Annotated in this window: 19 protein-coding genes; 7 read left to right on the top strand and 12 right to left on the bottom strand. The window is 35.3% G+C overall.

Annotated features, from left to right (window positions below):
- Position 1: 1 nt before the first annotated feature.
- The 12 genes from DF185_RS05675 to DF185_RS05740 all read right to left on the bottom strand — a co-directional run bounded on the left by DF185_RS05675 (position 2) and on the right by DF185_RS05740 (position 17,096).
- Complete coding sequence (locus tag DF185_RS05675; protein ID WP_110359767.1) at positions 2–1,138, bottom strand: glycosyltransferase family 4 protein; 1,137 nt, start codon at positions 1,136–1,138, stop codon at positions 2–4.
- 41 nt (positions 1,139–1,179) lie between these two features.
- Entirely contained in the window at positions 1,180–2,598 is a 1,419-nt protein-coding gene (locus tag DF185_RS05680) for a lipopolysaccharide biosynthesis protein (RefSeq protein ID WP_110359768.1), read from the bottom strand.
- 3 nt (positions 2,599–2,601) lie between these two features.
- On the bottom strand, positions 2,602–3,618 hold the full coding sequence (locus DF185_RS05685; protein ID WP_110359769.1) for an SDR family oxidoreductase: 1,017 nt from the start codon (positions 3,616–3,618) through the stop codon (positions 2,602–2,604).
- A gap of 35 nt (positions 3,619–3,653) precedes the next feature.
- The gene (gene tviB / locus DF185_RS05690) at positions 3,654–4,922 is read right to left on the bottom strand and encodes a Vi polysaccharide biosynthesis UDP-N-acetylglucosamine C-6 dehydrogenase TviB (protein ID WP_110359770.1); all 1,269 of its coding nucleotides are present in this window, start codon (positions 4,920–4,922) and stop codon (positions 3,654–3,656) included.
- A 58-nt stretch (positions 4,923–4,980) separates the two neighbouring features.
- Positions 4,981–6,081, bottom strand: coding sequence for a Gfo/Idh/MocA family protein (locus DF185_RS05695; protein WP_110359771.1), 1,101 nt, complete (start codon positions 6,079–6,081; stop codon positions 4,981–4,983).
- 93 nt (positions 6,082–6,174) lie between these two features.
- Positions 6,175–6,753, bottom strand: a complete 579-nt coding sequence (locus DF185_RS05700) for an N-acetyltransferase (protein WP_110359772.1) — start codon at positions 6,751–6,753, stop codon at positions 6,175–6,177.
- Positions 6,754–6,771: 18 nt separating this feature from the next.
- The gene (locus DF185_RS05705; protein WP_110359773.1) at positions 6,772–7,917 is read right to left on the bottom strand and encodes a DegT/DnrJ/EryC1/StrS family aminotransferase; all 1,146 of its coding nucleotides are present in this window, start codon (positions 7,915–7,917) and stop codon (positions 6,772–6,774) included.
- A 593-nt stretch (positions 7,918–8,510) separates the two neighbouring features.
- Positions 8,511–9,698, bottom strand: coding sequence for a right-handed parallel beta-helix repeat-containing protein (locus DF185_RS05710; RefSeq protein WP_133249969.1), 1,188 nt, complete (start codon positions 9,696–9,698; stop codon positions 8,511–8,513).
- Positions 9,699–10,644: 946 nt separating this feature from the next.
- Positions 10,645–11,178, bottom strand: coding sequence for a DUF6268 family outer membrane beta-barrel protein (locus tag DF185_RS05720; protein ID WP_317046840.1), 534 nt, complete (start codon positions 11,176–11,178; stop codon positions 10,645–10,647).
- Positions 11,179–11,544: 366 nt separating this feature from the next.
- A complete protein-coding gene (locus DF185_RS05730) occupies positions 11,545–12,798 on the bottom strand; it encodes a TolC family protein (protein ID WP_110359778.1) in 1,254 nt (417 codons plus the stop codon).
- 24 nt (positions 12,799–12,822) lie between these two features.
- On the bottom strand, positions 12,823–15,951 hold the full coding sequence (locus tag DF185_RS05735; RefSeq protein WP_110359779.1) for an efflux RND transporter permease subunit: 3,129 nt from the start codon (positions 15,949–15,951) through the stop codon (positions 12,823–12,825).
- Positions 15,952–15,980: 29 nt separating this feature from the next.
- Positions 15,981–17,096, bottom strand: coding sequence for an efflux RND transporter periplasmic adaptor subunit (locus tag DF185_RS05740; protein WP_165835952.1), 1,116 nt, complete (start codon positions 17,094–17,096; stop codon positions 15,981–15,983).
- 223 nt (positions 17,097–17,319) lie between these two features.
- Here DF185_RS05740 and DF185_RS05745 point away from each other — a divergent pair, with 223 nt between their 5' ends.
- From DF185_RS05745 to DF185_RS05775, 7 genes are all read left to right on the top strand, one after another.
- Entirely contained in the window at positions 17,320–18,387 is a 1,068-nt protein-coding gene (locus DF185_RS05745; RefSeq protein ID WP_110359781.1) for a sensor histidine kinase, read from the top strand.
- Entirely contained in the window at positions 18,377–19,105 is a 729-nt protein-coding gene (locus tag DF185_RS05750) for a LytR/AlgR family response regulator transcription factor (protein WP_110359782.1), read from the top strand. Before DF185_RS05745 ends, DF185_RS05750 begins: the two co-directional genes overlap by 11 nt.
- Before the next feature lie 124 nt (positions 19,106–19,229).
- Positions 19,230–19,742, top strand: coding sequence for a GbsR/MarR family transcriptional regulator (locus tag DF185_RS05755; protein ID WP_110359783.1), 513 nt, complete (start codon positions 19,230–19,232; stop codon positions 19,740–19,742).
- 152 nt (positions 19,743–19,894) lie between these two features.
- The gene (locus DF185_RS05760; RefSeq protein ID WP_110359784.1) at positions 19,895–21,049 is read left to right on the top strand and encodes an efflux RND transporter periplasmic adaptor subunit; all 1,155 of its coding nucleotides are present in this window, start codon (positions 19,895–19,897) and stop codon (positions 21,047–21,049) included.
- 34 nt (positions 21,050–21,083) lie between these two features.
- Positions 21,084–24,257 carry an efflux RND transporter permease subunit gene (locus DF185_RS05765; RefSeq protein ID WP_110359785.1) on the top strand — a complete coding sequence of 1,058 codons (3,174 nt, stop codon included), beginning with the start codon at positions 21,084–21,086 and terminating at the stop codon, positions 24,255–24,257.
- Positions 24,258–24,263: 6 nt separating this feature from the next.
- Entirely contained in the window at positions 24,264–25,685 is a 1,422-nt protein-coding gene (locus DF185_RS05770) for an efflux transporter outer membrane subunit (protein WP_110359786.1), read from the top strand.
- Positions 25,686–25,900: 215 nt separating this feature from the next.
- Positions 25,901–26,881: a Gfo/Idh/MocA family protein gene (locus DF185_RS05775; RefSeq protein WP_110359787.1), complete on the top strand. Its 981-nt coding sequence runs from the start codon at positions 25,901–25,903 to the stop codon at positions 26,879–26,881.

Below are 26,881 nucleotides of genomic sequence, written 5' to 3' on the forward strand. Positions count from 1 at the left end.
ACTAATTCTGACGGCAAATAAGTTCCTCCACTTTCGATAAAAGTTCGAGTTCCACTTTCTGTACATCGTACTGTGATGCATCCTCGCGAATTTTTTTACTCATTTTACCTAATCTTTCTTTTTGATTGTATAATTTATAGATGGCATCCTTAAACAAATTCACATCTAGATCCTTTATAATGTAACCATTAAAACCATCCTTAATGTACTGAGAATGGGTTGGCAAGTCGTTCGCAACCACAGGTTTACCCATTGCAAAATATTCAAATAACTTCTGGGGTGGCGATAAATGATAGGATGGGATATCCTCAAGGAAACTCAAGCATACATTAGATTCGTTGATATATCCAGGAATTTCATCGTGATCTATTCGACCAATCACTTTTATATTATCCTGGATCTTATTTTCCAGGCTCCAATTCTTTATTTTCTTCTGGTAGATCTCTTCTGCCCCAATAATCAGTAGCTGGATATCCTTCTTTTCGGATACAAGTTCCTTTAAGCCCTCTAACATCAAGTTTAATCCACGAATTTCGCATACCCAACCGGTGTAAATCAACCTAAACTTATCATCCCGATTTATATTTTCACACTGATCTGCCAATTTGAACTTGTTAAAATCGACACCATGCGGCAGGTATGAAATTTTATCCTCATCAACTTTTCGTGATACAAAATAATCAACCAGCTGCTTTGAAATAGCAAGACTGTGATCAGCTTTTTTCACCCCATTTAGGTAGAGTAAGGAGATCTTTTTGCTTAGAAAACTTTTACTTCTTTTTTCATTTAATCCCAGTATAGAATGAGCCGACTGAATATGACACAGGAAGGGACTCTTAAAATTAAAAAATGATATGGGAGCATCTGAAATTACAAGAAAAAGTAAATCATACTTTGTAAATAGCAATGCAATACCAATTTTCAACCAAAACAAGTAAACCGATAAAAATGGGATTTTCCATTTTTTTACAGCTACGACCTTTGCATTCACCTTACTTTTTATGAACTCCGGGTGATTTGTAAAAATGATCAGGTTGTAATGACTGGCCAATATCTGATATCGTTTTATTCTATTGGCATTCCCCACTGTATCGGCATTTGAAGCACTATACACAGTAGCAATTGTCGCTTTTTTCATGCATTAATGATTTTAAGTAGTGTCGAATATTGAGATGAATGCTACCAAAACAGTTTTAGTCTTGAAATCATATTGTTTTTATAGAAATAGACAAAAGAGATGAATGCCAAAAACAAGCAGCATAAGATCAACCTAAAACCGAAAACAGCCAGGTTACCAACAAAATTGCTTGCAATTACAATCGCCAGTAATATACTTAAGCTTATAGATGTACGCCAATATTTAAAGTAATCCTTAAAGTGTTCATTCACGTAAAAGGCAATGATAAAATACTTTACAATTTCTCCTATTAAGCCTCCTATCACAATTCCAATTAATCCGAATTTCATCGACAAAAAATACATGAACAAACAGCTAATGGATGTTGAAAATATGGCAGAATAACTAAGAATTATATTTTTCTTTTTTATTAATATTCCTGCTGAAAGCAAATCGGACATTCCTCCTAAGATATAGGTCATGGCAATTACTCCAACCAAGTGCTGACTTTCTATGAATTTCTCCGAAGCAAAGAGAATCAGCAACTCTTTACCAAAAAACAGCAATACGATTACAATCAAGGATCCCATCAAAGAATACACATTATAGAAATCGTTAAAAATGGTCTTGCTATCGGATTTCTGGTAATTCTCGAAGGAATAAGGATGCCAGGCAAGTTTTAAACTCTGAGTTAATAAAAACAGTGGCAGTACCACCTTTGTAGCCATAGCAAAAACTCCCATTTGCTGAATGGAGAAAAGGAAAAAAATAACAATGCTTGGCAGATACTTCTGCGCCCATTTTGCAATTACTGATGGTATTAAAGGAATTCCATAAGTGAGCATTTCTTTCACTATTGTCCCTGAAAAATACCATTGGGTATAGGCCCTTGCATTATACACTGCAATACCTGAAAAAAGGCAAGTAATGATCAGTCTGCTAATTAATAGTCCTTGTAATCCTTGATCTAAGACAACAATAAAAAAAATTCCCGCCAAAGCATTTAATACAACATAGGAAATATAAAATGCAGCATAAGCCTTCCTGTTAAACTCCACCCTGTAAATGATGGTACAGTAACCTAGAATGTTTTTAAAAAGCAGTTCACTTGAGGCAATTATAAAAATCAGATAATATGCAGAGGATTTGAAAAAGATGCCTGAGAATGCTTTATTAAATCCAAGCATTACTGCTGTTAACAGTATACTACATGGTACCATCAACCAAAAGCCCGATGAAAAAAGTTTCCCTTGCTCTTTTATTGTATCTTTTTCGAAATACAATCTCAAAAAACTACTTTCCAGCTGAAGTGTAGTAAAGAATGGGAGAAAGGCCATGAGAATGGAAATAATTTCCAAAATTCCAAAATCGGCCTGAGAAAGAAATCGTGCATAAATTGGAATGGTTATAAAACCAACAAACTTGGCCATTACACCAACCACTCCATATGATAAAAAATCTTTTATAAGGCTGTTTTTCATCCCTTATTTATTCGTTAGCCTACCCCAATACCACTGGCAAGTCTTCTCTACACCTGTATCTATATCATACTCAGGGTTAAATCCCAACAACTTCTCCGCCTTCATTACATCAGCCTGTGAATGTGGCACATCACCTTTTCTTACTTTGCCATAAATGGGTTTAATCGATTCTATATTTGAGTCATATTTAATACACTCTTTGTACAAGCTTTTTAGAATTTCGTTCACTGTTGTTGACCCTCCACAAGCAATATTAAAGACCTCTGCAAGAAATTGTTTTTCTCCTGCTATCTGATTTCGGGGAGTTAGGGCAGCTAATTGATTCGCTTGTAACACATTCTCTATAAAGGTAAAATCTCTACTGTAAGTCCCGTCACCATTAATTACAGGTTGCTGATGGTTATACAGTTTTAGAATAAAATTGGGAATTAATGCTGCATATGGGCCATTGGGATTTTGACGTTGACCGTACACATTAAAATATCGGAGACCAATGGTCTCTATTCCATACAATTCCGAAAAATTTTTAGCGAAAATTTCATTGGTCAACTTGCTCACAGCATATGGTGATAAAGGGTTCCCTATTTTATTTTCCAATTTTGGCAAATCATTGCTGTCTCCATATACCGATGAACTGGAAGCATAAACAAATCGTTTCACTTCCGCTTCACAGGCTGCATGCAACATATTTACAAATCCGCTAATATTGACCTCTGTGGTTGTCATCGGATCATTGATTGACCTGGGCACAGATCCCAATGCAGCCTGGTGCAATACAAAATCAACCTGGTCAATTGCCCTTTGGCAAGTTTGATAATCCCTAATATCCCCTTCGATGAGACTAAAATTGGAATGCGACAGGAAGTCATTGATATTTTCCCTGAAACCAGTACTAAAGTTATCAAGACAGATTACTTTATTGTCCTGTTTGAGAAGCAATTCACATAAATTGGACCCAATAAATCCAGCACCACCTGTCACCAGAACTGCGGAGTTTGTTATTTTATGCTTTCCATTCATTTTTTAATCTTAACAGACCTTTTCTTTAAATTCCATTACAACCTCTTATCTACAACATCGTTAGGCAAAATGTTTTTCACATCAAAAATCACAGTATTGTGGCCATTCTTTAACTTCTTAATATCAATCTCTTTCAGCTGCTGATGTGCTACAGCAGCTACTATTGCATCATATTTATCACCATTTAAATGGGAGATTACGGGAAGATTATATTTCTCCATCACCTCCATTGGGTCCGCCCATGGATCGTACACATCCACATGGCAACCAAATTCTTTTAAATCATGTATCACATCAATCACCTTTGAGTTTCTGATATCCGGGCAATTCTCTTTAAAAGTGATTCCCATAACCAATACATGCGAACCTGGAATTCTGAAGCCTTTTTTTATCATTTCTTTAATAACATTAAAGGCTATATAGGAGCCCATATTGTCGTTTAATCTTCTTCCTGCCAGAATAATTTGAGGATTATAACCTACCTCCTGCGCTTTATGAGTAAGGTAATACGGGTCAACACCAATACAATGCCCACCAACCAGTCCCGGCTTAAATGGCAGAAAATTCCATTTGGTAGAAGCCGCTTCGAGTACTTCATTCGTATCAATTCCCAATCGATTAAATATGACTGCCAATTCGTTAACAAAAGCAATATTAATATCACGCTGGGAGTTCTCTATAACCTTTGCCGCTTCAGCTACTTTAATTGATGAAGCTTTATAGGTTCCTGCCTCAATTATTGAAGCATATAGCTGATCTATGAAATCGGCAACTTCGGGAGTCGATCCTGAAGTGACCTTTTTAATGCTTGTTAAGGTGTGCACCTTATCGCCTGGGTTAATTCTCTCAGGAGAATAACCACAGAAGAAATCCTCATTATATCGTAGCGAACTGAACTGTTCCAGAATTGGCACACAATCTTCTTCAGTAGCCCCTGGATAAACAGTAGACTCGTAAATCACAATATTTCCTTTGGAAAGCAAATTTCCAACAGTTTCGGATGCTTTTCTCAAAGGGGTTAAATCGGGATGGTTATTATTGTTTAATGGAGTTGGAACAGTTACAATATAAATATTACAATCCTTTACATAATTTGACTGATCTGTAAAAGTAAGGTAGTCTGAATCGGAAAGCTCATCGGCCTCAACTTCCAAAGTACGATCATATCCCGACTTTAATTCTGTAACTCTTTTCTGATCTATATCGAAACCTATTGTTTGGTACTTTTTACCAAATTCCACGGCAAGTGGAAGTCCTACATAACCTAGTCCTATAATAGCAATTTGTAGATTTTCTATTCTCATTTTCTTCACTTTTCTCTTCTATAAACCTTTTACACATTAGGAAATTATACAGCCATGCTTAATTAATTTTCCTCAAATTTGAGTTCCCATTGCTATTGAGATGGAATTCCTTTTCCAAAAGGCGTTTCTTGATTAATTTACCATTTCGTACCTGGTAAATTCTTTCAATAATATCAACTACTTTAAGTCCTTCGAGTACATTTGTTGCTATGGTAGCTTTCTTCTTTAATTTATCTATTACATTAGCAATAACATGATGATGATTTTGAGCTGATCCTTTATAGGGTCCATAGTCGAAAGGTGGATTTGATGGAAGCAGTTGCGGCATCTCATAATCCTTGATATCACAATAAACAACCTCATTCATATATTGACCGGATACCTTTACGGTCCCCTTTTCTCCTATAACTGTAATAGAACTCTCCAGGTTTTTATTAAACACAGCCGTTGAATAATTCAAACAACCTACCCCACCATTAATAAAATCGAAAGTAACCAATCCAGAGTCTTCAAAATCGGTTAGATTAGAATGATTAAAGTCTTTGAAATTCCCCTGTATATTAATGATATCCCCAAAGAACCAATACATTAAATCTATAAAATGCGAGAATTGTGTGAATAGTGTTCCACCATCCTTATCGTAGGTACCTCTCCAGCTACCCGGAGTATAATACCTATTGTCACGATTCCAATAACAGTTCATCTGTACAATAAATATCTTCCCCAGTAAGTTTTGCCGTAAGATATCCTTTAACCAAATTGCCGGAGGTGAATATCGATTTTGTTTTACCACAAAAACATCTCTTGAAACTTCGAGGGATTTGAAAACCATTTTCTCCGCATCGGCACGACTTAATGCCAGAGGTTTTTCACAAACAACATGAAAGCCTTTCTCCAAGGCCTGCAATGTCATAGGCGCATGGAAACCATTGGGAACACAGATATTTACAACATCCACCTCAGGATGATATTTCAGCATTTCAGAATACTCAAAGTAATGTGGCACTTGCAAATCATCAATTCCCAACTCCTCAGGACTCAATATATCACAACAAGCAACAAGATTCGCATCTTTGTTATTTTTAATCATTTCTATGTGTCGTTTTCCAATGTGCCCCATTCCAACAACAGCAAACAGAATATTTCTTTTCACTTTCATTATTCCAACTTTCCTTTTAACCTGATTACAACTTAAAATATGTCAACACAGAAAGTCATACTTTAAATGATATCAGCTTAATATGTCCTAACACTATGAAATGCGCATTACCATATCATCCTTCAGTTTGTATATTTGCTTACTTTCCGGACATTCCGCATTTCCTTCACCATTAAAATTCAGACGATGGCCATATTCACTTACCCATCCAATCTGACGCGAGGGATTTCCAACCACTAAGGCATAATCTTTTACCGGCTTTGTTACCACTGTGCCGGCACCTATCAATGCATACCTGCCAATTTCATTACCACACAAAATCGTTGCATTTGCTCCTATGCTGGCTCCTTTCTTCACAAGGGTTTCTATGTATTCCGATTTTCTTACCACAGCTGATCTTGGATTCAGGATATTGGTAAAAACCATAGACGGACCTAAGAAAACATCATCCTCACAAATTACTCCAGTATATACTGAAACATTATTCTGAATTTTTACATTATTTCCGAGGGTGACACTATCAGAAACCACAACATTCTGTCCGATATTACATCTGAATCCAATACTACATCCAGACATAATATGAGAAAAGTGCCATATTTTGGTTTCATCACCTATGGTACAGCCAGGATCGATAACGGCTGTTTCGTGAGCAAAATACTTATTCGACATTTGATTTTAAATCATTGATTATTCCATAATTAACTTCAATTTCTCGATGATAAATTCTTGTTGAGATAAAGTAATTTCAGGATGAATTGGCAGGGAAAGTACAGAGTGGGTTAAAGCTTCGGAAACAGGAAATTCTCCAATCTCCACATCTAATTTTTTAAAAGCTTTTTGTAGATGTAATGGTAGGGGGTAGTAAATCATACTGGGAATACCGTATTCTGCCAGTTTAGATTTCACCAGATCGCGCTTGTTAGATGTTGCTTGTGATTTTGTTTGAATCTGAATGGTGTATTGATTAAAAACATGATCACTATAAGTGATTCTGGAAGGTATATTAAGCACGGGTATATCTTTCAGGGCATGATCGTATACTTCTGCCGCTTTTCTTCTGGCATCGGTATAGTAATCGAGATATTTTAATTTTACTCTTAATATAGCAGCCTGAATACTATCCAACCTCGAATTGCAACCTATAATATCATGGTAATACTTCTTATTTTGACCATGGTTTGCAATCATCCCAGCTTTGATAGCCAGCTCCTCCTTATTTGTAATTAAAGCTCCACCATCCCCATAACAACCCAGATTCTTTGAGGGGAAAAAAGATGTGATTCCAAAATCGCCAATGGTTCCGGCATTACAGGTTGTACCATTTGAAAATTTATACTTCGCACCTAATGATTGTGCCGTGTCCTCGACAACAAAAAGGTTATATTCATTGGCAATTTGCAATATTGTTTCCATTTCAGCACATTGCCCATACAGGTGTACTGGAATGATTGCTTTAGTTTTATCTGTTATTTTCAGTTTAATCTTTTCAGGGCTAATATTGAAAGTATCAGCCTCAACATCAACAAACACAGGTGTTAATCCTAGAAGGGCAATCACCTCTGCTGTTGCAACATAAGTAAAATCAGGAACCAAAATTTCATCTCCTGCTTGTAAATCAAGGCTCATTAAGGCAATTTGAATTGCATCGGTTCCATTTGCACAGGGAATTACGTAACTGGCATTCAGATATTGTGATAATTCTTTGGTAAAAAGTTTCACTTCAGGGCCATTAATAAATGCTGATGATTCCAATACGGAAAAAACAGCCCGATCGATCTCTTCCTTAATCTTTACATATTGTGTGTAAAGATCAACCATCTGAATATTATTCATTGAAAATCTGATTTAACCTTAGTAATCATGAATTGCTCCTTCAGACACGACTTCGTCTCCTGAGCCACAAGAATTGATTCTTTACAGCCAGTAATTAATGCATAACACGTACCTTATTTTGCCTACATTTCATTGATTAAATACAATTCGATTTCACTTAATAAAATGACCTCTGCTTTAAGAAAGCAAAGAAAGGATTTAACAATCATAAAGTAATCTGTTTTTATTTACCAAAATCAATGAATATGTAATAAATCCTATAAGTAATTATAAACAATGACTATATAAGTTCATAACATATTCAAAAAAAAACAAGAATTGAACAAGGTAAATTGATTCCAAATAAGAAGACTTTTATAAAAGGATGTATTTACTGGATTAAGTAACAATGTAGTTCCATAAGAAAACTTAAACTTCTCATAATCTGTAGTTTAATCAAACTTAAACTAATATTTTACAAGCTCTTAACCTATTAATAATATTTAAGCTATTCCATATAGAAAAATTCTTAAAAACACCTATAATTACGGATAATACAAAACAAAAAGGTCACTCCGGGGAGTGGCCTTTTATCTAATAATTTCAATTATTTATTAATTCACCATAAATGCTCCAGCATCCAGGTTATTCTCTTCTCTTACATCAAGATTAATGAAATCATCCTTTGGATAAGCGGTAAGACCCACGGCAAAATTATTAGCTTCAGAAGCTGAAGTAATTCTTAGGTCTCGACCTTCATAGTCAACAAAACCTATATCGCCTGTTGCAGTTAAATTTTTGCTCTCGAATTCCAACTCATGTGAGCTTGAATAGCCAATGTACTTGTTAGAACCTCCGGCATTAATTAGAATATTTCCATAAACTTCGAACTCTGTATCTGGCAAATCACCTGTTGCCAATGATATTGGAGTATTGGTATTGTCACTAATTACAGTATTAAAACGAACAATGGCTTTCCCAATTTTTGACTCATTGGCTCCACCCATGATACGGATGTTATTTCTTGGATTGGAGTAAACAACATTGTTCTCAATTAACAAGGTACCATTGTAACCTGGATGATCAATACTATAACTGATACCATCTTTGTGAGTGTTGTGCACTTTATTTCTAGCAATTGTACCACAAGTTCTCACATTAATACCTGATCCTTTTCCTTCTTCAACACCAACATTGTATACGGTGTTTCCTTCAATCAGGAAGTCCATTCCATAAAAATACATTCCGTGTGAACCATTTTCAGGTACCAATGCCACATCATGAATTCTGTTATTTCGGATAATAGTATTGTAATGAGTTTCTGCACCGTGAATACCATTCGCCTCAATATTGTAAATCTCATTGTCTTCAATAATCACATTGTTTGATTCACAGTCGGCCAAAAAGCGAATTGCAGTATACTTTAAATTTCTAAATGTACAGTTCTGAATTAACACATCATTTACATTCTTAATAATGATTCCATGATCACCGGTATTTTCAAAAGTACAGTTGCGAATGATCAAACCATTATTTTCCTCACCATCAATAATCATTTGCTCGGTAAAAGTTTGACCTTCAATAATAGGTCGGTCTCCATCACCATTTTCGCCTTCATTATCTCCTTCGTTTCCATTATCTCCTTCGCCTTCATTATCTTCTTCATCTCCATTATCTCCTTCACCCGGATCAACAACTTCCTCTTCGTGTGTTTCGTCCACCAACTCATCGTCACAGCTGGTGTATCCTAATAGTAATGTCAATAATAACAATAATGTACTCATGCTATTGATAGTCTTCATCTTACTAACTTTAAATATACGTTTTTATTAATATTTTTTAAATTTTAAGGCATAACTTTAGCCTGATTTATCCCAAAGCAATCCCCACATGATCGTTTCCATCTCCCCATTCATATTTGGTTTTAAAGAGTGGGAATAACAATCATTCAATTATTTTAAAGCTTCTGTGAATAAATGGAATAATGATTTCTATTCATATGGTTTATGCACCACATTATTTAAATAGTTATCATCCGGCTCCAGCAAATACTTGATCATTCTTTGATCAAAGCCTTTCTTTTGAATTTGGGTTTTGAGGAATTTACTCTCGAAAAGTAGATTGGTTATGGTCCTCTTTAACTTGCTGTTGGAAGGGTTGTTCTCCTGGAGAACTCTACAAACTGAATTATCAGTGATTTTTAATTCATGTGACATAGATGCAGAGATCAATTTGTCAGTATAGTTACTGCAAATTGTTTCATCCAATGTTTTTTTCACAAATAATTTTATCATCTCTATTTTTCACTCATTTTCAACTTCACAAATCATATAGAGAATTCTGTGCCAAAAAAATATAAACACAGGTGTCATTTCCTTTTCAGTTTTTAACGTGCGTTAAATCTGAATGTTACAAAAGTTTAAGAGTTCTTAATCAGTCTCTATAAAAATAGACTGATTTTCAGACCTGTAGAAAAGCTCCACGATTCGTGGATGATTTCCTCTCTACATAAACCTCTGTAGTTCAGCGGACAAATATACACCTACAATTGATAAGTTGAGAAAAATACGATATGATTTTAATCATACTGCCTCTTGTACAAGAGTGATAGAAATTAAAAACCCGCCTTTCCAACCAGGAAAGACGGGCCTGTCGAGGTTCCCCACTACAAAAACTTCGACTCACCAATTCCAATTTTACAAATCATAGCAGCATCATTTCCGATTCGTAATTTCTATAAACTCATTATTACAGCCCAATGGAAACACCAAGCTTCATGAACCAGTCATTATCTAAATCAAACTTCATAATTCTATCTTTATCATCCAGAAAATCAAATCGTCTATTAAAGGTAAATCCAGAACTTAGTTTAAGATTTATCATCTTATAAAGTTTTTGATTTAGCTGCAAACCACCACCCATATTCATGATTCGAACATTATCCATTTTCTTTTCTTCATTGTATAATGTTTTGCTTAGAGTATAGTTGTCTCCTACCATTGTCAAATTGGTTCCAATCTCTGTATTCTTTCCCACTTTGTATTTGATCTGAAATCTTGGGAAACCTAGATTAAATGACCATTTTTCCTTGTATTTCCACATGAAACTAAACATGGGTAAAGGTGCTGGTATTCCTGTTGTCTCTGAATACATGGCTCCAATTTGAAGATTCATATTGGGATTTACTTTTTTTATAAATATTAACATCCCCATTAATCGAACATCTTTCCATTGAACTGAAGAAGTTAAATTCGATGAAATCTTCGGGGAGACCATCCCCATCAGGACCCCAATTGTTTTTTAATTTCCTCATATATCCTACCGAATAGGATATTGTGTGAAAACGCTCTAACTCGTCTAAATTTACATCAACAAACGGGTAATCGATATTTGTTTGAGCATATTCAAATTTGCTTATCAACAAACTTCCCTCTTTCTTTAAGCTTAAAGGCATGGCAAACCTGATACTATACTTATCAAACCTTACACTATTGGCTGAATTGTCACTTCCAAGTCTGACAAAATCAACACCCGCCAATTCTTTTTCCATTTGTGCATGTACTGATGAGGAAATAAGAAGAGTAAAAAGAAGTATAACGATTTTCTTTTGCTTTCGATCCATATATTTCTCTTGGATTAAATCCTATTCTATTGCTCTAGCAACACACCACTAACTATTTTAATATTTAATTCTGACAGCTTTGCATTATAACCCGCAGCTGCCTTATTATTTTTAGCTTCTACTAAATTCAGCTGCGCCTCGCGAAAGCTTGTTGATGTTACTTGCCCCAAGTGATAATATTCCTTAGTCTGTTCAAAATTTAAACTTGCTGCATTCAATGCATCTTCTTCCAAAGCCAAAACTTTAAGATTATATTGGTAATCAGCATAGGCATTTATCAAGTCTTTTTCCAACTTCAATTTTTTATCCTGTAACTCAAATTCAGTAATTTGCTTTTGAATTTTAGCATTCGCAATCTCCGTCTTTTTTCTCTTTCCATCGAAAATGTTGAAACTCAAAGTCAATCCCCCGGTTAATTGGGTATGCGAATTTGTTCCCATTATTTCATTTTCATAATACGAGTATGAGGATTTTAAGCTTAGTGATGGCAATTGCCCGGACTTTGCCTTTTTTACAGCAATTTCATCTTCACGCAATTCACTAGTTTTTAGCAGATATTCCGCATTTTCTTCCAAGGTTTTACGCTTCAATTTCATCATGTTAAATTCTTGAAAATTAGAATTTTCTTTTATCAACTGCATTTTGCTTTCTGCACTTCGCCCCAATAAAACATTCATCTCTCTAATTGCTTCCTCATAGCTTTGCTGAGACTTCAAGTACACACTACTATCACGGTTAAAATCCACCTTTGCGTTCAAAACTTCCAGTTTATTAATATTTCCGAATTCATATTTGGATTCGCTTCGTAGCAATCGTTCTTTAGATATCTGTAAATTTTCAGAGGCCACATCCAATTCATCATAGGCTTTACTTAATTGATAGAAACCAGAAATTACATTTGCAATTGTATTCTCAATGTTAAAGCGTGCTGTCAATTCCCCTTGTTGCTTTCGCAGATTCAAAATTTGATAAGTGTGTCTTGCTCCCAAACCATTAAATAAGGTATATGAGAAATTCAAAGCTCCCGATGAGTAGATCTCATCTTCATTGTGTTCCGAGTAATTTACTCCCCCACTTGCATTTAATGAAGGCAGTAAGCCGGCATTACCTTTTGTAGCATTATTCTTGGCAATTTCAGAACCATTTTTAGCCACCTTTATATCGTAATTATTACTTAAAGCAATTTGTATAGCAGACTCAAGCGTCAATGCTTCCTGAGCATTAAGTAGTGAAACTCTGCCTAATACTATTAATGCGATAAATATGAATTGTTTATACATCTTTTTTGTTTTTTTGATATTCTACTACACAACTAGCACTTTATTGGCTGGTTCAACACTTTCACGAGATGGTAACTCTCCTTTAGTTAACAATTTAAAATAACGCTTACTTGAATTCACCACAATTAATAGAACTGGCAATACAATCAGATTTAAAAAAGTCGCCGCCATCAATCCATATGCCATTGATATTGCCATCGGAATTACCATTTTTGCTTCTGGCTGATTGGATGCTATCAAAGGAGCAATACCAACTATAGTGGTTAATGAAGTAAGTATAATTGGTCTGAATCGTGACAAGGCAGTTTCTTTTAGAGCCAACATAAATTCTGCTCCTGATTTAAGTTTTTCATTAAATGTGCTGATCAGAACAATAGAATCATTCACCATAACTCCCATAAGTGCTACCATTCCCAAATAAGAAGGCATATCTAAAGCTACTCCATGCAACCAATGTCCCCATCCCACACCTATAAATCCAAATGGAATTAAAATAAACACCAACATGGTTTGTGTATATGATCTGAAAGTGAAAATCACGATTGAAAACAACAATATCAGGATTACCGGCGCAATCATGATTCCGGAATCTTTTGCCTTACCTAATTCTTCGGCATGACCGCCATATCGAATTCTTAATCCCTGATATTTTTTCATCAATTCAGGTAGAATCACCTCGTCAATTTCATCATTGATTTCGGTCATGTTTACCTTTGTACTGGCTGCATCAGCCTCTATGGTAATTTCTCGCTGTCCACCCAGGTGATTTACTTGCACCAAGTTTCTCTCGAATTCGATATAGGCAATATCTTTAAGATAGTATTCTCCTCCATTACTGGTTCTGATTCGCATATTTTCCAGATTTCCAATTGAAGACCTTTCCTCCTTTGCATAACGAACCCAAACGCGAATTTCATCAATTCCTCTCTGTAATCTTTGAACCTCTTTACCATAAAATCCAGAACGAACCTGACTTGTAATTTCGCTTAAATTTAATCCCAATTTATAAGCACTTTCCTTTAAGGTCAGTTTTATTTCGCGCATTCCCAACTGGTCATTATCCATCACATTGGTTAAGCCTTCCAATTTATTTAACCTTGCCTTAAATTCATTTTTTGCTGCATACAAATCATCCAGATTACTACTCTGTAAGGATACTTTCACTGCTTTTCCAAAACGATTCTCCTGTACAAAATTCAATCTTTCCGCCTGGGGTATCTCACCAACCATTTGTTTCAGTTCTTCATTAAATTCAGAAGATAGAAAATCCCTATGTTCAGTACTTAACAGGTAAATGGTTAATTCGGCATTGTTGGAAGAACTAATATCAATAGACGTATAAGTTATTATAGGATCACCCGTTTCACTTTTCTCTTTCCATTTCTCTCCTAACTGAATGGCCAAATCTTCTATTTTCGATATGTAATACATGGTTTCCGATTCAGGAGTACCTGCCGGCATATCCAGCTTCACTGTAGCGTAGTTAGTATTATCTACCGAACTATCTCCGGTTCTGATTATTCCACCTAACAATCCGCCAATGGTAACAAAGAAAAGACCAATAGTAAGTCCTATGGTTACCAGTTTATTTTCAAGACTAAAATTTAGTAATGGTTCGAAAGTATATTTGCGCAACTTTCTAATAGCTGAAGTTGATATTTTCTCAATTTTAGATTCCTTCTTATCCCTTTTCAGAGCCTTGGAATGAACCGCATGTGCAGGAAGGATAAAGAACGCTTCAACTAAAGAAAATATCAGTGCAAAAATTACTACAAAAGCTAAATCTCTAAAGAACTCACCTATTACACTATCGATAAAAAAGAAGGAAACAAAAGCCACAATTGTAGTTAGTACAGCCGAAAAAACAGCTGGTAATACCTCCATTGTTCCATCGATACCAGCTTGCAATGCAGATTTTCCTTTTTCGTAATGCTGATATATGTTTTCACAAATTACAATTCCATCATCAACCAGAATACCGATAACAATAATCATCCCAAATAAGGATAAGCGATTTAATGTTAATCCATACATTCCGGCAACCATAAACATTCCCATAAATGAAATAGGAATTCCCAAGGCCACCCAAAACGATAAACGATGATTTAAAAACAATGACAAGAACAACAGAACAAGTAAAAAACCAATGATTCCATTGTTAGCCAAAATATCCTGCATTACTTTTATAGATACTGAATTATCGTACAATAACTCCAAACTCACCGTTTCATGAGATTTGTTAAAATCCTTGATGTACTTATCAATGGTTTCGGAAATGTATAGAATATCTTCCCTGGAAGTTTGAGTTAAAGATATTTTTATAGCCGAATGACCATTCACATAGGTTCGGTTGGGATCTTCTGCCCAACGATCTATAATTTTAGCAACATCACTCAAGTAAACCGTTCCGCCTTCCGATTGCGATCGCAATACAATATCATTAAATCCTTCAGCAAAATATTCTTTCTCTCTCACTCGAATTCTCAACTCCTCGTCTTCGCCTCGAATGGTTCCGCCTGTAAGCTCAATATTTGCATTTCCAACCGCCGAATAAATCTCGTTTATACTAATATTGTATGCCTTTAATGCATCTTCGTTTACACTGATTTCTATCTCTTCGTTAGGAAAACCTGACAAAGCAACTTTTGAAATTCCGTTGATGGCACGAAGATCATTTTCAATCAACCTGGCATATTTTTTCAGATCACGTAAATCCAAATCTCCATTTAATGCCATAGAAACGGCTAAAACCGTAAACTCTCTCTTCTCTGTACTTATATTCTCTACTCCTACTGGAAATGAGCTAATACCATCTACGGCATTTTTAACATCCTGCAAAGCAATATTCGCATCATAACCAGTTTCCAGGTCAATTGTTACCGTACAGAAATTTTCTTTTGATGAAGAGGTAATTTTTTCAATTCCACTAATTCCTTTGATGTTATCCTCAATTTTCAGTGTAACTCCTTTTTCAACTTCTTCTGGCGATGCTCCAGGATAAGATGCCGTTACGCTTAACATTCCAGGATCGATTTGTGGCATTACCGAAGAATTTAAGGAGAATAATCCAAAAATTCCTAGCAAGATAAATACTCCTGCTAGCAAATTACCAGCAAAAGGATATTTGATAAAGTATTGTACCAATGATTTCATACTAAATTTCACTTAATCGTTAGTGATTATTATTGCATATTCTTAACAGGAACTACTGTTAATCCCTCATGGATGGCAGATGTTTTTAAAGACAATAAACTTCCGTTTGGTAATCCATCTATGATTACTGTATTCTCTTTTCTTTGAATGACATTAATTTGCTGAAGGTGGATTTTTTTATCATTCACAATGAATACATGTTCCGAATCGGCAAGTAATTTTCTAGGAATTTCAATCCCATTCACATTGTGAGACAAGGAAATATCTGCATTTAGAAACATCGATTCTTTTAATCCTTTTCCTGATGCCGATATATACACGTTTACCATTTGGGTCTTGTCATCAATTTTGCTGCTAATGCGTCTTACCTTACCATTCCATTTTTGCCCGGTAGCATTCGAGTAAAGCCTCACTTCATTTCCTGCTTCAATACCATGCAGATTATTCAAGTCAACACCTACAACCAAATCAAATACATTCGTATTTACATATTCTCCAAGCTTTTGGCCTGACATGACCAAAGTTCCTGGTTTGATATTCGATTCAATAACCTCTCCATTAAAGGGTGCTTTAATGGTATACTTTCTCAACTGTTCTTCCTGACTTTTCAAATTGTAATAGTCAGTATAAACACTCTTTCCTGCCAAATAATATTTCTCTTTTTCGTTAAGCGGTTCAGGAATTGGACTAATGTATTTTTCAACATTGAAATCTTTTAGATATTTTTCCCAAACCGAATAACTATCAGGGTAATCATACTTTAGATCAGGAAGGATATTCGCAATCTTATTCATAAAACTGCTTCGATTCGAGAACACTTCCGCTTCGAATTTATCCTTATTTATAGATAACAATGCTTCACCTTGATGAAATCGAATACCTTCTAAAAATGCTTTATTGGAATTTTCCAATATTCCACTTACTTCGGCATACACCTCCATTTTTGAATAAGCTTCTAGTTTACCTACAACTGAAAGATGAAGGTCCAATTCGCTATTTCTAACTTCCAGAACAGGAAGAACAATTTCTTTTTCTACAGTTTCTTTTTCTTTAGGAGCTTTTTTCATCCCTGCAAATAAAACACTTAGTGCAACACAGGCTATAATAACTGCGATCCCCCAAAGGATACTTTTTCTTTTTAACATGACGGATTTCATTTAAAAGTTCAAAACAATATTAAGCACTAACAATTTGTCTTTTAAGTTTTATCGATCAACAAAAAAGAATCATCTTTAATCAATACCAAAGTGCAGATTCAATTGGTTAACTTTAATTTTGCGTAGGTTTGCAGACGAACAGACAAAGTTTGTCGATATTTTATGCAGGCAAGGATATTTATTTATTCCTTAGATTAAAATTTGATAAAAAATGAATATTAAGGACAGATTATACCGTTTTTTCTCCATTCGATTAGTACAACACCTATCCTTCTGGACAGTATTTGTTCTCTTGGAGTTAGGGCGCTTTGTTGATATGGAACCAACACGTGTACCAAATGAAATTATATTTGAAAGTTTCCAATTACTTTCAATTGTAATTTTTGTTTACTTCAACCTTAGATTTCTAATTCCCAGATACTGGAATAAAGGAAATTACTTAAAATATATCTTACTAATTGTAATCAGTGAGATTGTTATGATTTCATTTCTAAGTATAACATTCTATCTGTTCCCTGAAGTCCATTTCAAAAAAATGGCTTATGAGCATCCTGAGCGATTGATTCTATTTAGCTTCTTTAAATTAAATATTTTTACTTTATCCACCACTCTATTCCATTTTGTAAAAGAGTGGATCGCGTTAAAAGATGAAAACCTAAAGTTTACAGCTAAAGCACAGGAGCAACTTGAGGCAGAATTGAACTTACTAAAGGAACAAGTAAATCCCCATTTTCTTTTCAATACCTTAAACAATATCTATTCGATGAGTTTATACGATTCTGTAAAAACTCCTGAGATGATTCTAAAGCTGAGTCAATTAATCAGCTACATGCTATATGAGTGCAAAGATGAAAAAGTAAAACTCGAAAAAGAGATACAATTTATAAACAATTATATCGAACTAGAATCTCTGCGTGTGGAGGATACCGCCAATATCAACCTCAATATTTCGGGAAAGGATCAGAACTATAAGGTTCCTCCACTCCTATTTATTCCGCTCATTGAAAATACTTTCAAGCATGGAATTCATAGTGAATCCGGGAAATCGGAAATTAATATCGATTTGCATTTTTATTCAGATAAAATAGAACTAAAAATTGCAAACCCTATAGATCCTGATCAGCCTAAAAATGAAAAACCTGGTGGACTGGGAATTCAGAACGTGAAAAAGAGGTTAAACTTATTATATTCTAAAAATCACAGCTTTATTATAACTGAAAATGAGACTCAATATCAAACATTAGTCTGTATCACTTTAAACAAGGAATATGAACATTAAATGTATAGTTGTAGATGATGAGGTACACGCAAGAAAAGTTTTAGAAAAGTTTATTTCTGATATTCCTCATCTGGAACTTGTAAAGTCATGTAAAAATGCACTGGAAGCCATGCAGGTATTAAACGAACAAAATATCGATGCAATGTTTCTGGATATCAATATGCCTAAGGTGACCGGATTGAGTTTCCTGGAAAATTTAAGACACCCGCCTTTAGTTGTAATTACCACTGCTTATAGAGAATATGCTGTAGAAGCTTTCGATCTAGATGTAATTGACTATCTACACAAACCCATTCCCTTTCCTAGGTTTTTAAAAGCTGTTTCTAAAATTGAAGAAAAACTAAAATCAAAAACAGAACAAACTATCATTTCTTCATCTCCAAATATAAACAAGCAGGAAGAGTTCATATTTATCAAGGCAGACAAAAAAACAATCAAATTAAACTTTGATGATATTATTTATATAGAAGGTTTAGGTGATTATATTAAAATACATCTCAAGGATAAGAGTATTGTAAGTAAACTGACCATCAAAAGAATGGAGGAGTTACTCCCTAAAAAGCAATTTCCTCGTGTCCATAAATCCTTTATTATTGCACTACACCAAATTAATTCAATAGAGGGAAATCAAATTGAAATTTGTGATCAGAAGGTACCAATCGGGCAAATCTACAGGCAAACTTTTATGGAATTAATCAATGCTCATTTAAAGAAATAGAATGAATAAACAACACTTTTCAAGCTTTGAAAACCATTGCTAAATATTCTTTTAAGAATTTTAACATTTTTTAGTTCGGTTCGATCCGAACTAATAGTATATTTGCATCGAAAGTTTAAGGCAAATGAAGAATCTAAAAGATATAGAAGAGAAAAAAAAGGAAATTGTAGAGAAGTATGGTATGTTTATGGAGAAACACGAGAATTTCCCTCCTATTGCTGCCAGAATCTTTTCCACTTTACTTTTAGCTGAAAATAGAGGTGCTACTTTTGAAGAATTAGTAAGTTTCCTAAGTGCAAGTAAGAGTACTGTCTCTACAAACTTGCAAAAGTTAACGAAAATGGAAATCGTCGAATACCATACGAAGCCTGGTGACAGAAAAAAGTATTTCACCTTATCTCCTATAGGTTTTATAGCTTTCTTAGATGAAGATTTAAAAAAATTCAAGGCCGAAAAAGTATTGGTTGAGGAAATTTTAGAGTTTAAAACCTCCGCCAATAAAATTATAACAGATCCAGCACAAAAATTTGAACATGTTGAGAAGAATGTCTTTTTGGATTATTTAGAAAATTCCATCAAGGGTCTCGAAATACTTAAAGAGCACGTTAAATCAAAATGTTTTAATAGCAACAAATAGTAATCTTTTATACATAAAACTCACCGCACATCCCTTTGGTTCGTTTTATGTCGAACCTTAAGAACTATAAATTGTATTATAATTAGCATTAAATAGAATCATAAAACATCCTACTAGTTCGGTTTGTCCCGAACTTTTAAAACTAAATTAAAATGAGCAAACACAGCGTATTTACGAGTATTGCAATCCTATTAATATTTGGATTGACATCATGCAAAGACGGAAGTGCACCGCAGGCAGGACATGGTCCAATGCCCTTTCCTGTTAAGACTGTAGAAAAATCTAATGTTACAACATTCACAGAATATGCCGCTAATATAGAAGGTGTTCAAAACATAGAAATCCGACCAAAAGTCGATGGATTTGTTGAGCAAATCTATGTAGATGAAGGTGAACAAGTAAAAAAGGGACAATTACTTTTTAAACTGAGTGCAGAAACATTGAATCAACAAGCAAATGCAGCAAAAGCAAACATTAAAGTTGCAGAAGCTCAAGTTGTTTCTGCTCAAGTTGAAGTAGACAAAATTACTCCTTTGGTTCAAAAGAACATTGTGAGTGCAATCCAGTTAAAAACTGCAGAGAGTAATTTAAATGCAGCAAAAGCACAATTGATTGCGGCTAAAGCACAATACCAAAATGCCAAAGAAAATTTGGATTATACAATTATTAAAAGTCCTGTTGATGGGTTTATTGGAAGCTTGCCATACAAAGTTGGAAGTTTGGTTGGAAGAACAGAAGTAAATCCCTTAACAACGGTATCGAATATCAAAAATGTATATGCATACTTTACATTAAATGAGAAACAATTATTACAATTCAACAGACAATTGAATGGCAGCAGTATTGATGAAAAAATTAAACAAATGCCAGATGTAGAATTGGTATTGGCTGATGGATCAACCTACAAACAAAAAGGTAGAATTGAAACCATTAATGGTATGGTAAATCCTAGAACTGGTAGCATTAGTTACAGAGCAATTTTCCCAAATCCTGATAACTTGTTAAGAAGCGGAATTAGTGGTAAGGTTAAAATGCCATCTTCGCAAAATAATGTGATGATAATTCCACAAAAAGCTACATTTGAACTTCAAGGAAAGAGATTTGTATATCTTCTTGGAAAGGAAAATAAAGTAGAGTCTAAAGAAGTTCTTATCGCGAACACTACCGAGAATCACTTTATTGTAAAAGCAGGTGTACAACCAGGACAAACTTTCGTATCTGATGGTTTAATTAAACTTCGCGAAGGAATGCAAATTATTCCTCAATCAGGAGAGGCCAAATCAAACGCTGCATTCTCAAAAGAATAAGTAAACTTTTTATTACAATTTTCAAGTAAAAAACATGTTACAAAAATTTATTGAACGGCCGGTACTATCGACCGTAATATCAATACTCATCCTAATAATTGGGTTACTGGGCTTAACATCTTTGCCAGTTGAGCAGTTTCCTGAAATTGCTCCTCCTACAGTAGAGATTAGAGCTACATATCCAGGAGCAAATGCAGAAACAATATTAAAAAGTGTAGTAACTCCAATTGAAGAAGCCGTTAATGGTGTTGAAAATATGACATACATGGCATCATCTTCAAGTAATGATGGTACAGCTACAATCAATGTCTATTTCGAATTGGGAACCAACCCGGATATTGCAGCAGTAAATGTCCAAAATAGGGTTGCTACTGTTACCAGTAAATTGCCTCAGCAGGTTATCCAATCGGGTGTTACTACCCAAAAAGTTCAAAGTGCATTCTTAATGTTCTTCTCTTTATACTCGGAGAATGAAGATTTCGATGAAACTTTCGTTGAGAACTATGCAAGAATCAATATTCTTCCAATTATTAAGAGGATTAAAGGTGTTGGTAATGCCAATGTATTTGGATCACGCGATTACTCTATGAGAGTTTGGTTGAAGCCAGATAAAATGGCGGTTTACGGCTTAACTCCTCAAGATATTGTTACAGCTTTAAATGATCAGAACTTAGAGGCAGCACCAGGTAAATTTGGTGAAAATTCCAAGCAGTCATTTGAATATGTGATTCGCTACAAAGGAAAATTATCAACTAAGGAAGAATATGAGAACATTATCTTACGATCGGCAGGGAATAGTGATTTTCTTAAATTGAAAGATGTTGCAAGAATTGAATTGGGTGCCTTTAGCTACGTAACCGAGAATGTCACAAATGGATTTCCATCTGTGGGGGTTGGTGTTAGTCAAACCTCAGGCTCTAATGCAAGAGAAATCATTACACAAATTGAAGAAACCCTTGAGGCCAATTCAAAAAACTTCCCTGCTGGAATTAAGTATGTGATTCCTTTCAATACCAAAAATTTCCTGGATGCATCTATTGACCATGTGATCACAACATTAATAGAAGCCTTCCTATTGGTATTCCTTGTGGTATTTATCTTCCTTCAGGATTTCAGATCAACATTGATTCCTGCAATTGCCGTTCCTGTTGCCATTATTGGTACATTCTTCTTCCTGAATCTGTTTGGATTCTCAATCAATATGCTAACCTTGTTTGCATTGGTTTTGGCTATTGGTATTGTGGTGGATGATGCTATTGTAGTAGTTGAAGCAGTGCATGCAAAATTAGATGGTGGTGCAAAGAGTGCCAAGAAGGCAACTCTTTCAGCAATGAATGAAATTACAGGAGCAATTATCTCTATTACTTTGGTGATGTCAGCGGTGTTTGTACCAGTATCTTTCTTAAAAGGATCCACTGGTGTATTCTACCAACAGTTTGCTTTAACATTAGCTGTGGCAATTGTGATCTCCGCAATTAACGCTTTGACTTTGAGTCCGGCACTTTGTGCATTATTACTGAAGCCACATAATGAAGATGATCACAACAAAAAGAGCTTCTTGAATCGTTTCTATAGTGCGTTTAATGTTGGTTTTGATGCCGTAACCGAACGCTATACCAATTCGGTTAAAACATTGGTTCGCAAGAAATGGCTTGCAGGTGCAATTCTGGTTGTTTTTGTTGCATTGGCCGGTTGGTTTTTCAAAACAACTCCTACCGGGTTTATTCCAAATGAGGATCAGGGTATGATTTTTTGTGACATTACTTTGCCTCCAGGAAGTACTCTAGATAGAACAGCCGAAGTATCAAAAAAAGTGGAGCAAATCATCAACCAGATTGATGCAGTAGAAGAAACCATGTTTGTTAACGGATTTAGTTTGATGAGTGGTACAAATGGTGGATCGAAAGCATTCGCAGTAGCAAAACTGAAACCTTGGGCAGAAAGAAAAGAAGATCATGAACAAGTACAGGCTATTGTTGGACAATTATTTGGGATGACTGCCGGAATCACCGAAGCACAAATTTTGTTCTTCACCCCTCCTACTGTGATGGGATTTGGTAACTCCGATGGATTTGAAATGCGTTTACAGGATAAATCAAATGGATCTTTTGATGACTTAATGGCAAAAAGTGGACAATTTTTAGGTGCTTTAAACCAAAGACCTGAGATTCAATATGCCATTACTTCTTTCAATACTGGATTCCCTCAATATGAAATGGATGTAAACGTTGAGAAGGTAAAGGAAGCAGGAATTTCAGTTAGTAGCTTGTTCTCTACATTACAAGGATATTTGGGAAGTTGGTATGCAGCTGACTTTAACCGATTCGGAAAACAATATCGTGTGATGGTGCAAGCCTCTCCTGAAGATAGAGAAACTCCTGATGCTTTAAACAGCATATATGTACAGAATAACCAAGGGGAATTGGTATCTGTCAGCCAGTTTGTAAACTTGAAGAAGGTTAATGGTCCTGATGTTGTGAATCGATTCAACCTGTTCAATTCTGCAACCATTAATGGAAACGTAAATCCTGGTTACAGTACTGGTGATGCCATCAAAGCAATTCATGAAGTTGCAGCACAAACCTTACCATCTAATTACGGATATGAATTCTCTGGAATGACACGTGAGGAGGAGAAAGCAGGAAATCAGGCCATCGTCATTTTTGTTTTGAGTTTGATATTTGTCTACTTCCTACTTGCAGCACAATATGAAAGTTACATCCTGCCATTCTCAATTATCCTATCATTACCTATCGGGATATTTGGAGGTATCTTCTTTGTGAAGTTGTTTGGTTTGGATAACAACATCTATTTCCAGGTAGCACTGATCATGTTGATTGGTCTATTAGCGAAGAATGCCATCCTAATCGTAGAGTTTGCATTGCAACGTCGCAGACAAGGAATGGAACTGTTGCAAGCAGCTGCTGAAGGTGCAAAAGCACGTTTACGTCCAATTCTAATGACTTCATTTGCATTTATCCTTGGTCTGTTACCATTGATGCTATCAAGTGGTGTGGGCGCAATTGGTAATCGCTCAATTGGTACAGGTGCCGTTGGAGGTATGTTAATTGGGACTGTATTTGGAGTATTTGTAATCCCTGCATTCTTTGTGATATTCCAGTTGCTTCAAGAAAAAATCAGTGGTGCTCCAAAACCTGAAATGAATGAAGAACTTGAGGAAAAAGAATTGGCAGCAATAGAAAACTAATATCTAATGAAACATACAAAAAAATTAATATATGGATTGGTGTTTCTTGCCATTACAAGCACAGGATTACAATCGTGTTTTGTAGCCAAGAAATATCAACAACCTGAAATAGAAGTTCAGGATCAGTACCGAAATATTAGCACGAACGATTCTACAACATTGGCAAGCATGCCTTGGGAAGAATTGTTTACCGATGATCAATTAAAAACTCTAATTAATGAGGTTCTGGATTCAAACCTTGATCTGCAAATGGCTGTGGAGCGTGTTAATGCAGCAGAAGCTTATTACAAGCAAGGAAAAATGGGTTATTTGCCTAGCTTGAATCTAAGCGCGAACGGCGGAAACTATGAATTATCAGATAATAGCCAATCTGGCGTAGCAGCTGGTGGTAATGGTCCAAACTACGAGAATTACCAATTGAATGGAACCATCTCGTGGGAAGCTGATATCTGGGGTAAAATCAGAAGTAACAAAAGAGCTGCTCAAGCTTCTTTCTTACAGAGTGAGGCTTCAAAAAGAGCTGTTGAAAGTTCTTTGATTGCCAATACGGCATCTGCATACTTCCAACTGTTAGCATTGGATGCTCAGGTTGAAGTAACAGAAAGAACCGTTACAACCAGAAAGGAAAGTCTGGAGACCATGAAGAGTTTGAAAGATGCCGGACAAGTTACCGAAGCTGCAGTAAAGCAAACTGAAGCACAATTGTACAGCACTCAGATTTTACTTCTGGATTTAAAACAAAATGTGAACCTTTTGGAGAATACCATTTCACTTTTATTGGGACGAAACCCTAATATGATTGAAAGAGGTAAACTTGCTAACCAAGACATCAAAATCGAGTTAAACACAGGTTTTCCTGTTCAGTTGCTAAGAAACCGTCCTGACGTGATGCTAGCTGAATATGGATTGATGAATGCCTTTGAACTTACGAATGTGGCTAGAAGCAACTTCTATCCTACCATTAGCCTTAGTGCTACTGCTGGTTTAGAAAGTATGAATTTTGATGATTGGTTTGATTCAGGAGCAATCTTCAGCAATATTGTTGGAAACCTAACTCAACCTTTGTTCAACAAAAGAAGAGTTAGAACACAATATGAAGTTGCCAAAGCACAGCAAGCCGAAGCCAAGCACAATTTCAAAAAATCGGTATTAACTGCCAGCAAAGAGGTTTCTGATGCACTATACAGCTATGAGAGTGAGCAAAACAAATATGAAATCAGAAAACAAGAGTTACAAGCATTGACTGAAGCAGTAAGTTACTCGGAAGAGTTGTTAAACAATGCTTACCAAAATACAACTTACCTGGAAGTTCTTACTGCCAGAAGTAATGCTCTTTCTTCAGAAATCAACATGATTGATTCAAAATTTAAACAACTAAATGCCATCGTTGAGCTTTACAAAGCTTTAGGCGGAGGTTGGAACAAATAATATAGTGGGATGAAGTGACCAGATCGATAGTGGGTATAAAGGTTGTTGGTGGTTCTTCAATCAAATGATCTGGTCACATTCTTATTGTTTTTTACCTTTCATTTAGCATATCAACTACAGCATCGGTTCATTTTGAATCGGTGCTGTTTTAGTATAATCCCTTTACTATTCAATATCCAAAAAACATTTATCTTCGTGACATAAAAAGATAAGATATGTCAGATAAAATCATACGTTGGGGAATTATAGGATGTGGTAAAGTTACGGAAATTAAGAGCGGACCAGCTTATCAAAAAACTTTAGGATTTGAACTTTTAGCTGTAATGCGTCGTAATGAAAACTTGTTGCACTCTTATGCACAAAGACATAACATCACAAAATTTTCCACAAATTCCGATGAAATAATTCATGACAATGATATTGATGGGATTTACATTGCCACCCCTCCCGATTCTCACAAAGAATACGCATTAAAAGTAGCTGAATCTGGAAAAATCTGTTGCATCGAAAAACCAATGGCTCCATCCTACTCCGATTGTATTGAAATTACAAATGCTTTCGAAAAAAAGAATTTACCTCTTTTTGTAGCCTATTACCGACGTTCTCTTCCCCGATTTAATAAGCTTAAACAATTGATCAACCACAATTCAATTGGTGAAATCAGACACATTAGTTGGCATTTAAATAAGGCCGCAAACCCTTTGGATCTATCGGGAGAATACAACTGGCGTACCGATAAGCAAATTGCTCCAGGAGGATATTTCGATGATTTGGCAAGTCATGGTTTAGACTTATTTACCTATTTACTTGGTGATATTGAAAATGCATCAGGAATCTCTACAAATCAGCAAAACCTTTATCCTGCAAAAGATGCTATTACAGCTTGTTGGATACATAAAAATGGAATTACCGGTAGTGGAAGCTGGAATTTTGGCTGTAATACACGAGAAGATAAGGTTGAAATATATGGAAGCAAGGGAAAATTGACATTTTCGGTTTTCGATGAATTCCCTATCCAATTGGAAAATGAAAATGGCATTCAGGAAGAATTCATCGAGAATCCTGAAAACATACAACTGTATCATGTTCAAAACATGAGAGAACACCTTCTTGGAAAGCTTATTCATCCATCTACCGGAAAGTCGGCCAGCCATACCGCATGGGTAATGGACAAAATTTTAGGTCGCATAAAGTAA

Source organism: Marinifilum breve (assembly GCF_003202155.1).
Lineage (GTDB): Bacteria > Bacteroidota > Bacteroidia > Bacteroidales > Marinifilaceae > Marinifilum > Marinifilum breve.

Coding starts and splice junctions, on each gene's coding strand:
- DF185_RS05735 (WP_110359779.1), bottom strand. CDS start 15,951: ATGAAATCATTGGTACAATACTTTATCAAATATCCTTTTGCTGGTAAT.
- DF185_RS05750 (WP_110359782.1), top strand. CDS start 18,377: ATGAACATTAAATGTATAGTTGTAGATGATGAGGTACACGCAAGAAAA.
- DF185_RS05675 (WP_110359767.1), bottom strand. CDS start 1,138: ATGAAAAAAGCGACAATTGCTACTGTGTATAGTGCTTCAAATGCCGAT.
- DF185_RS05705 (WP_110359773.1), bottom strand. CDS start 7,917: ATGAATAATATTCAGATGGTTGATCTTTACACACAATATGTAAAGATT.
- DF185_RS05710 (WP_133249969.1), bottom strand. CDS start 9,698: ATGAAGACTATCAATAGCATGAGTACATTATTGTTATTATTGACATTA.
- DF185_RS05755 (WP_110359783.1), top strand. CDS start 19,230: ATGAAGAATCTAAAAGATATAGAAGAGAAAAAAAAGGAAATTGTAGAG.
- DF185_RS05680 (WP_110359768.1), bottom strand. CDS start 2,598: ATGAAAAACAGCCTTATAAAAGATTTTTTATCATATGGAGTGGTTGGT.
- DF185_RS05765 (WP_110359785.1), top strand. CDS start 21,084: ATGTTACAAAAATTTATTGAACGGCCGGTACTATCGACCGTAATATCA.
- DF185_RS05740 (WP_165835952.1), bottom strand. CDS start 17,096: ATGTTAAAAAGAAAAAGTATCCTTTGGGGGATCGCAGTTATTATAGCC.
- DF185_RS05720 (WP_317046840.1), bottom strand. CDS start 11,178: ATGGGGATGGTCTCCCCGAAGATTTCATCGAATTTAACTTCTTCAGTT.
- DF185_RS05745 (WP_110359781.1), top strand. CDS start 17,320: ATGAATATTAAGGACAGATTATACCGTTTTTTCTCCATTCGATTAGTA.
- DF185_RS05760 (WP_110359784.1), top strand. CDS start 19,895: ATGAGCAAACACAGCGTATTTACGAGTATTGCAATCCTATTAATATTT.
- DF185_RS05700 (WP_110359772.1), bottom strand. CDS start 6,753: ATGTCGAATAAGTATTTTGCTCACGAAACAGCCGTTATCGATCCTGGC.
- DF185_RS05695 (WP_110359771.1), bottom strand. CDS start 6,081: ATGAAAGTGAAAAGAAATATTCTGTTTGCTGTTGTTGGAATGGGGCAC.
- DF185_RS05775 (WP_110359787.1), top strand. CDS start 25,901: ATGTCAGATAAAATCATACGTTGGGGAATTATAGGATGTGGTAAAGTT.
- tviB (WP_110359770.1), bottom strand. CDS start 4,922: ATGAGAATAGAAAATCTACAAATTGCTATTATAGGACTAGGTTATGTA.
- DF185_RS05685 (WP_110359769.1), bottom strand. CDS start 3,618: ATGAATGGAAAGCATAAAATAACAAACTCCGCAGTTCTGGTGACAGGT.
- DF185_RS05730 (WP_110359778.1), bottom strand. CDS start 12,798: ATGTATAAACAATTCATATTTATCGCATTAATAGTATTAGGCAGAGTT.
- DF185_RS05770 (WP_110359786.1), top strand. CDS start 24,264: ATGAAACATACAAAAAAATTAATATATGGATTGGTGTTTCTTGCCATT.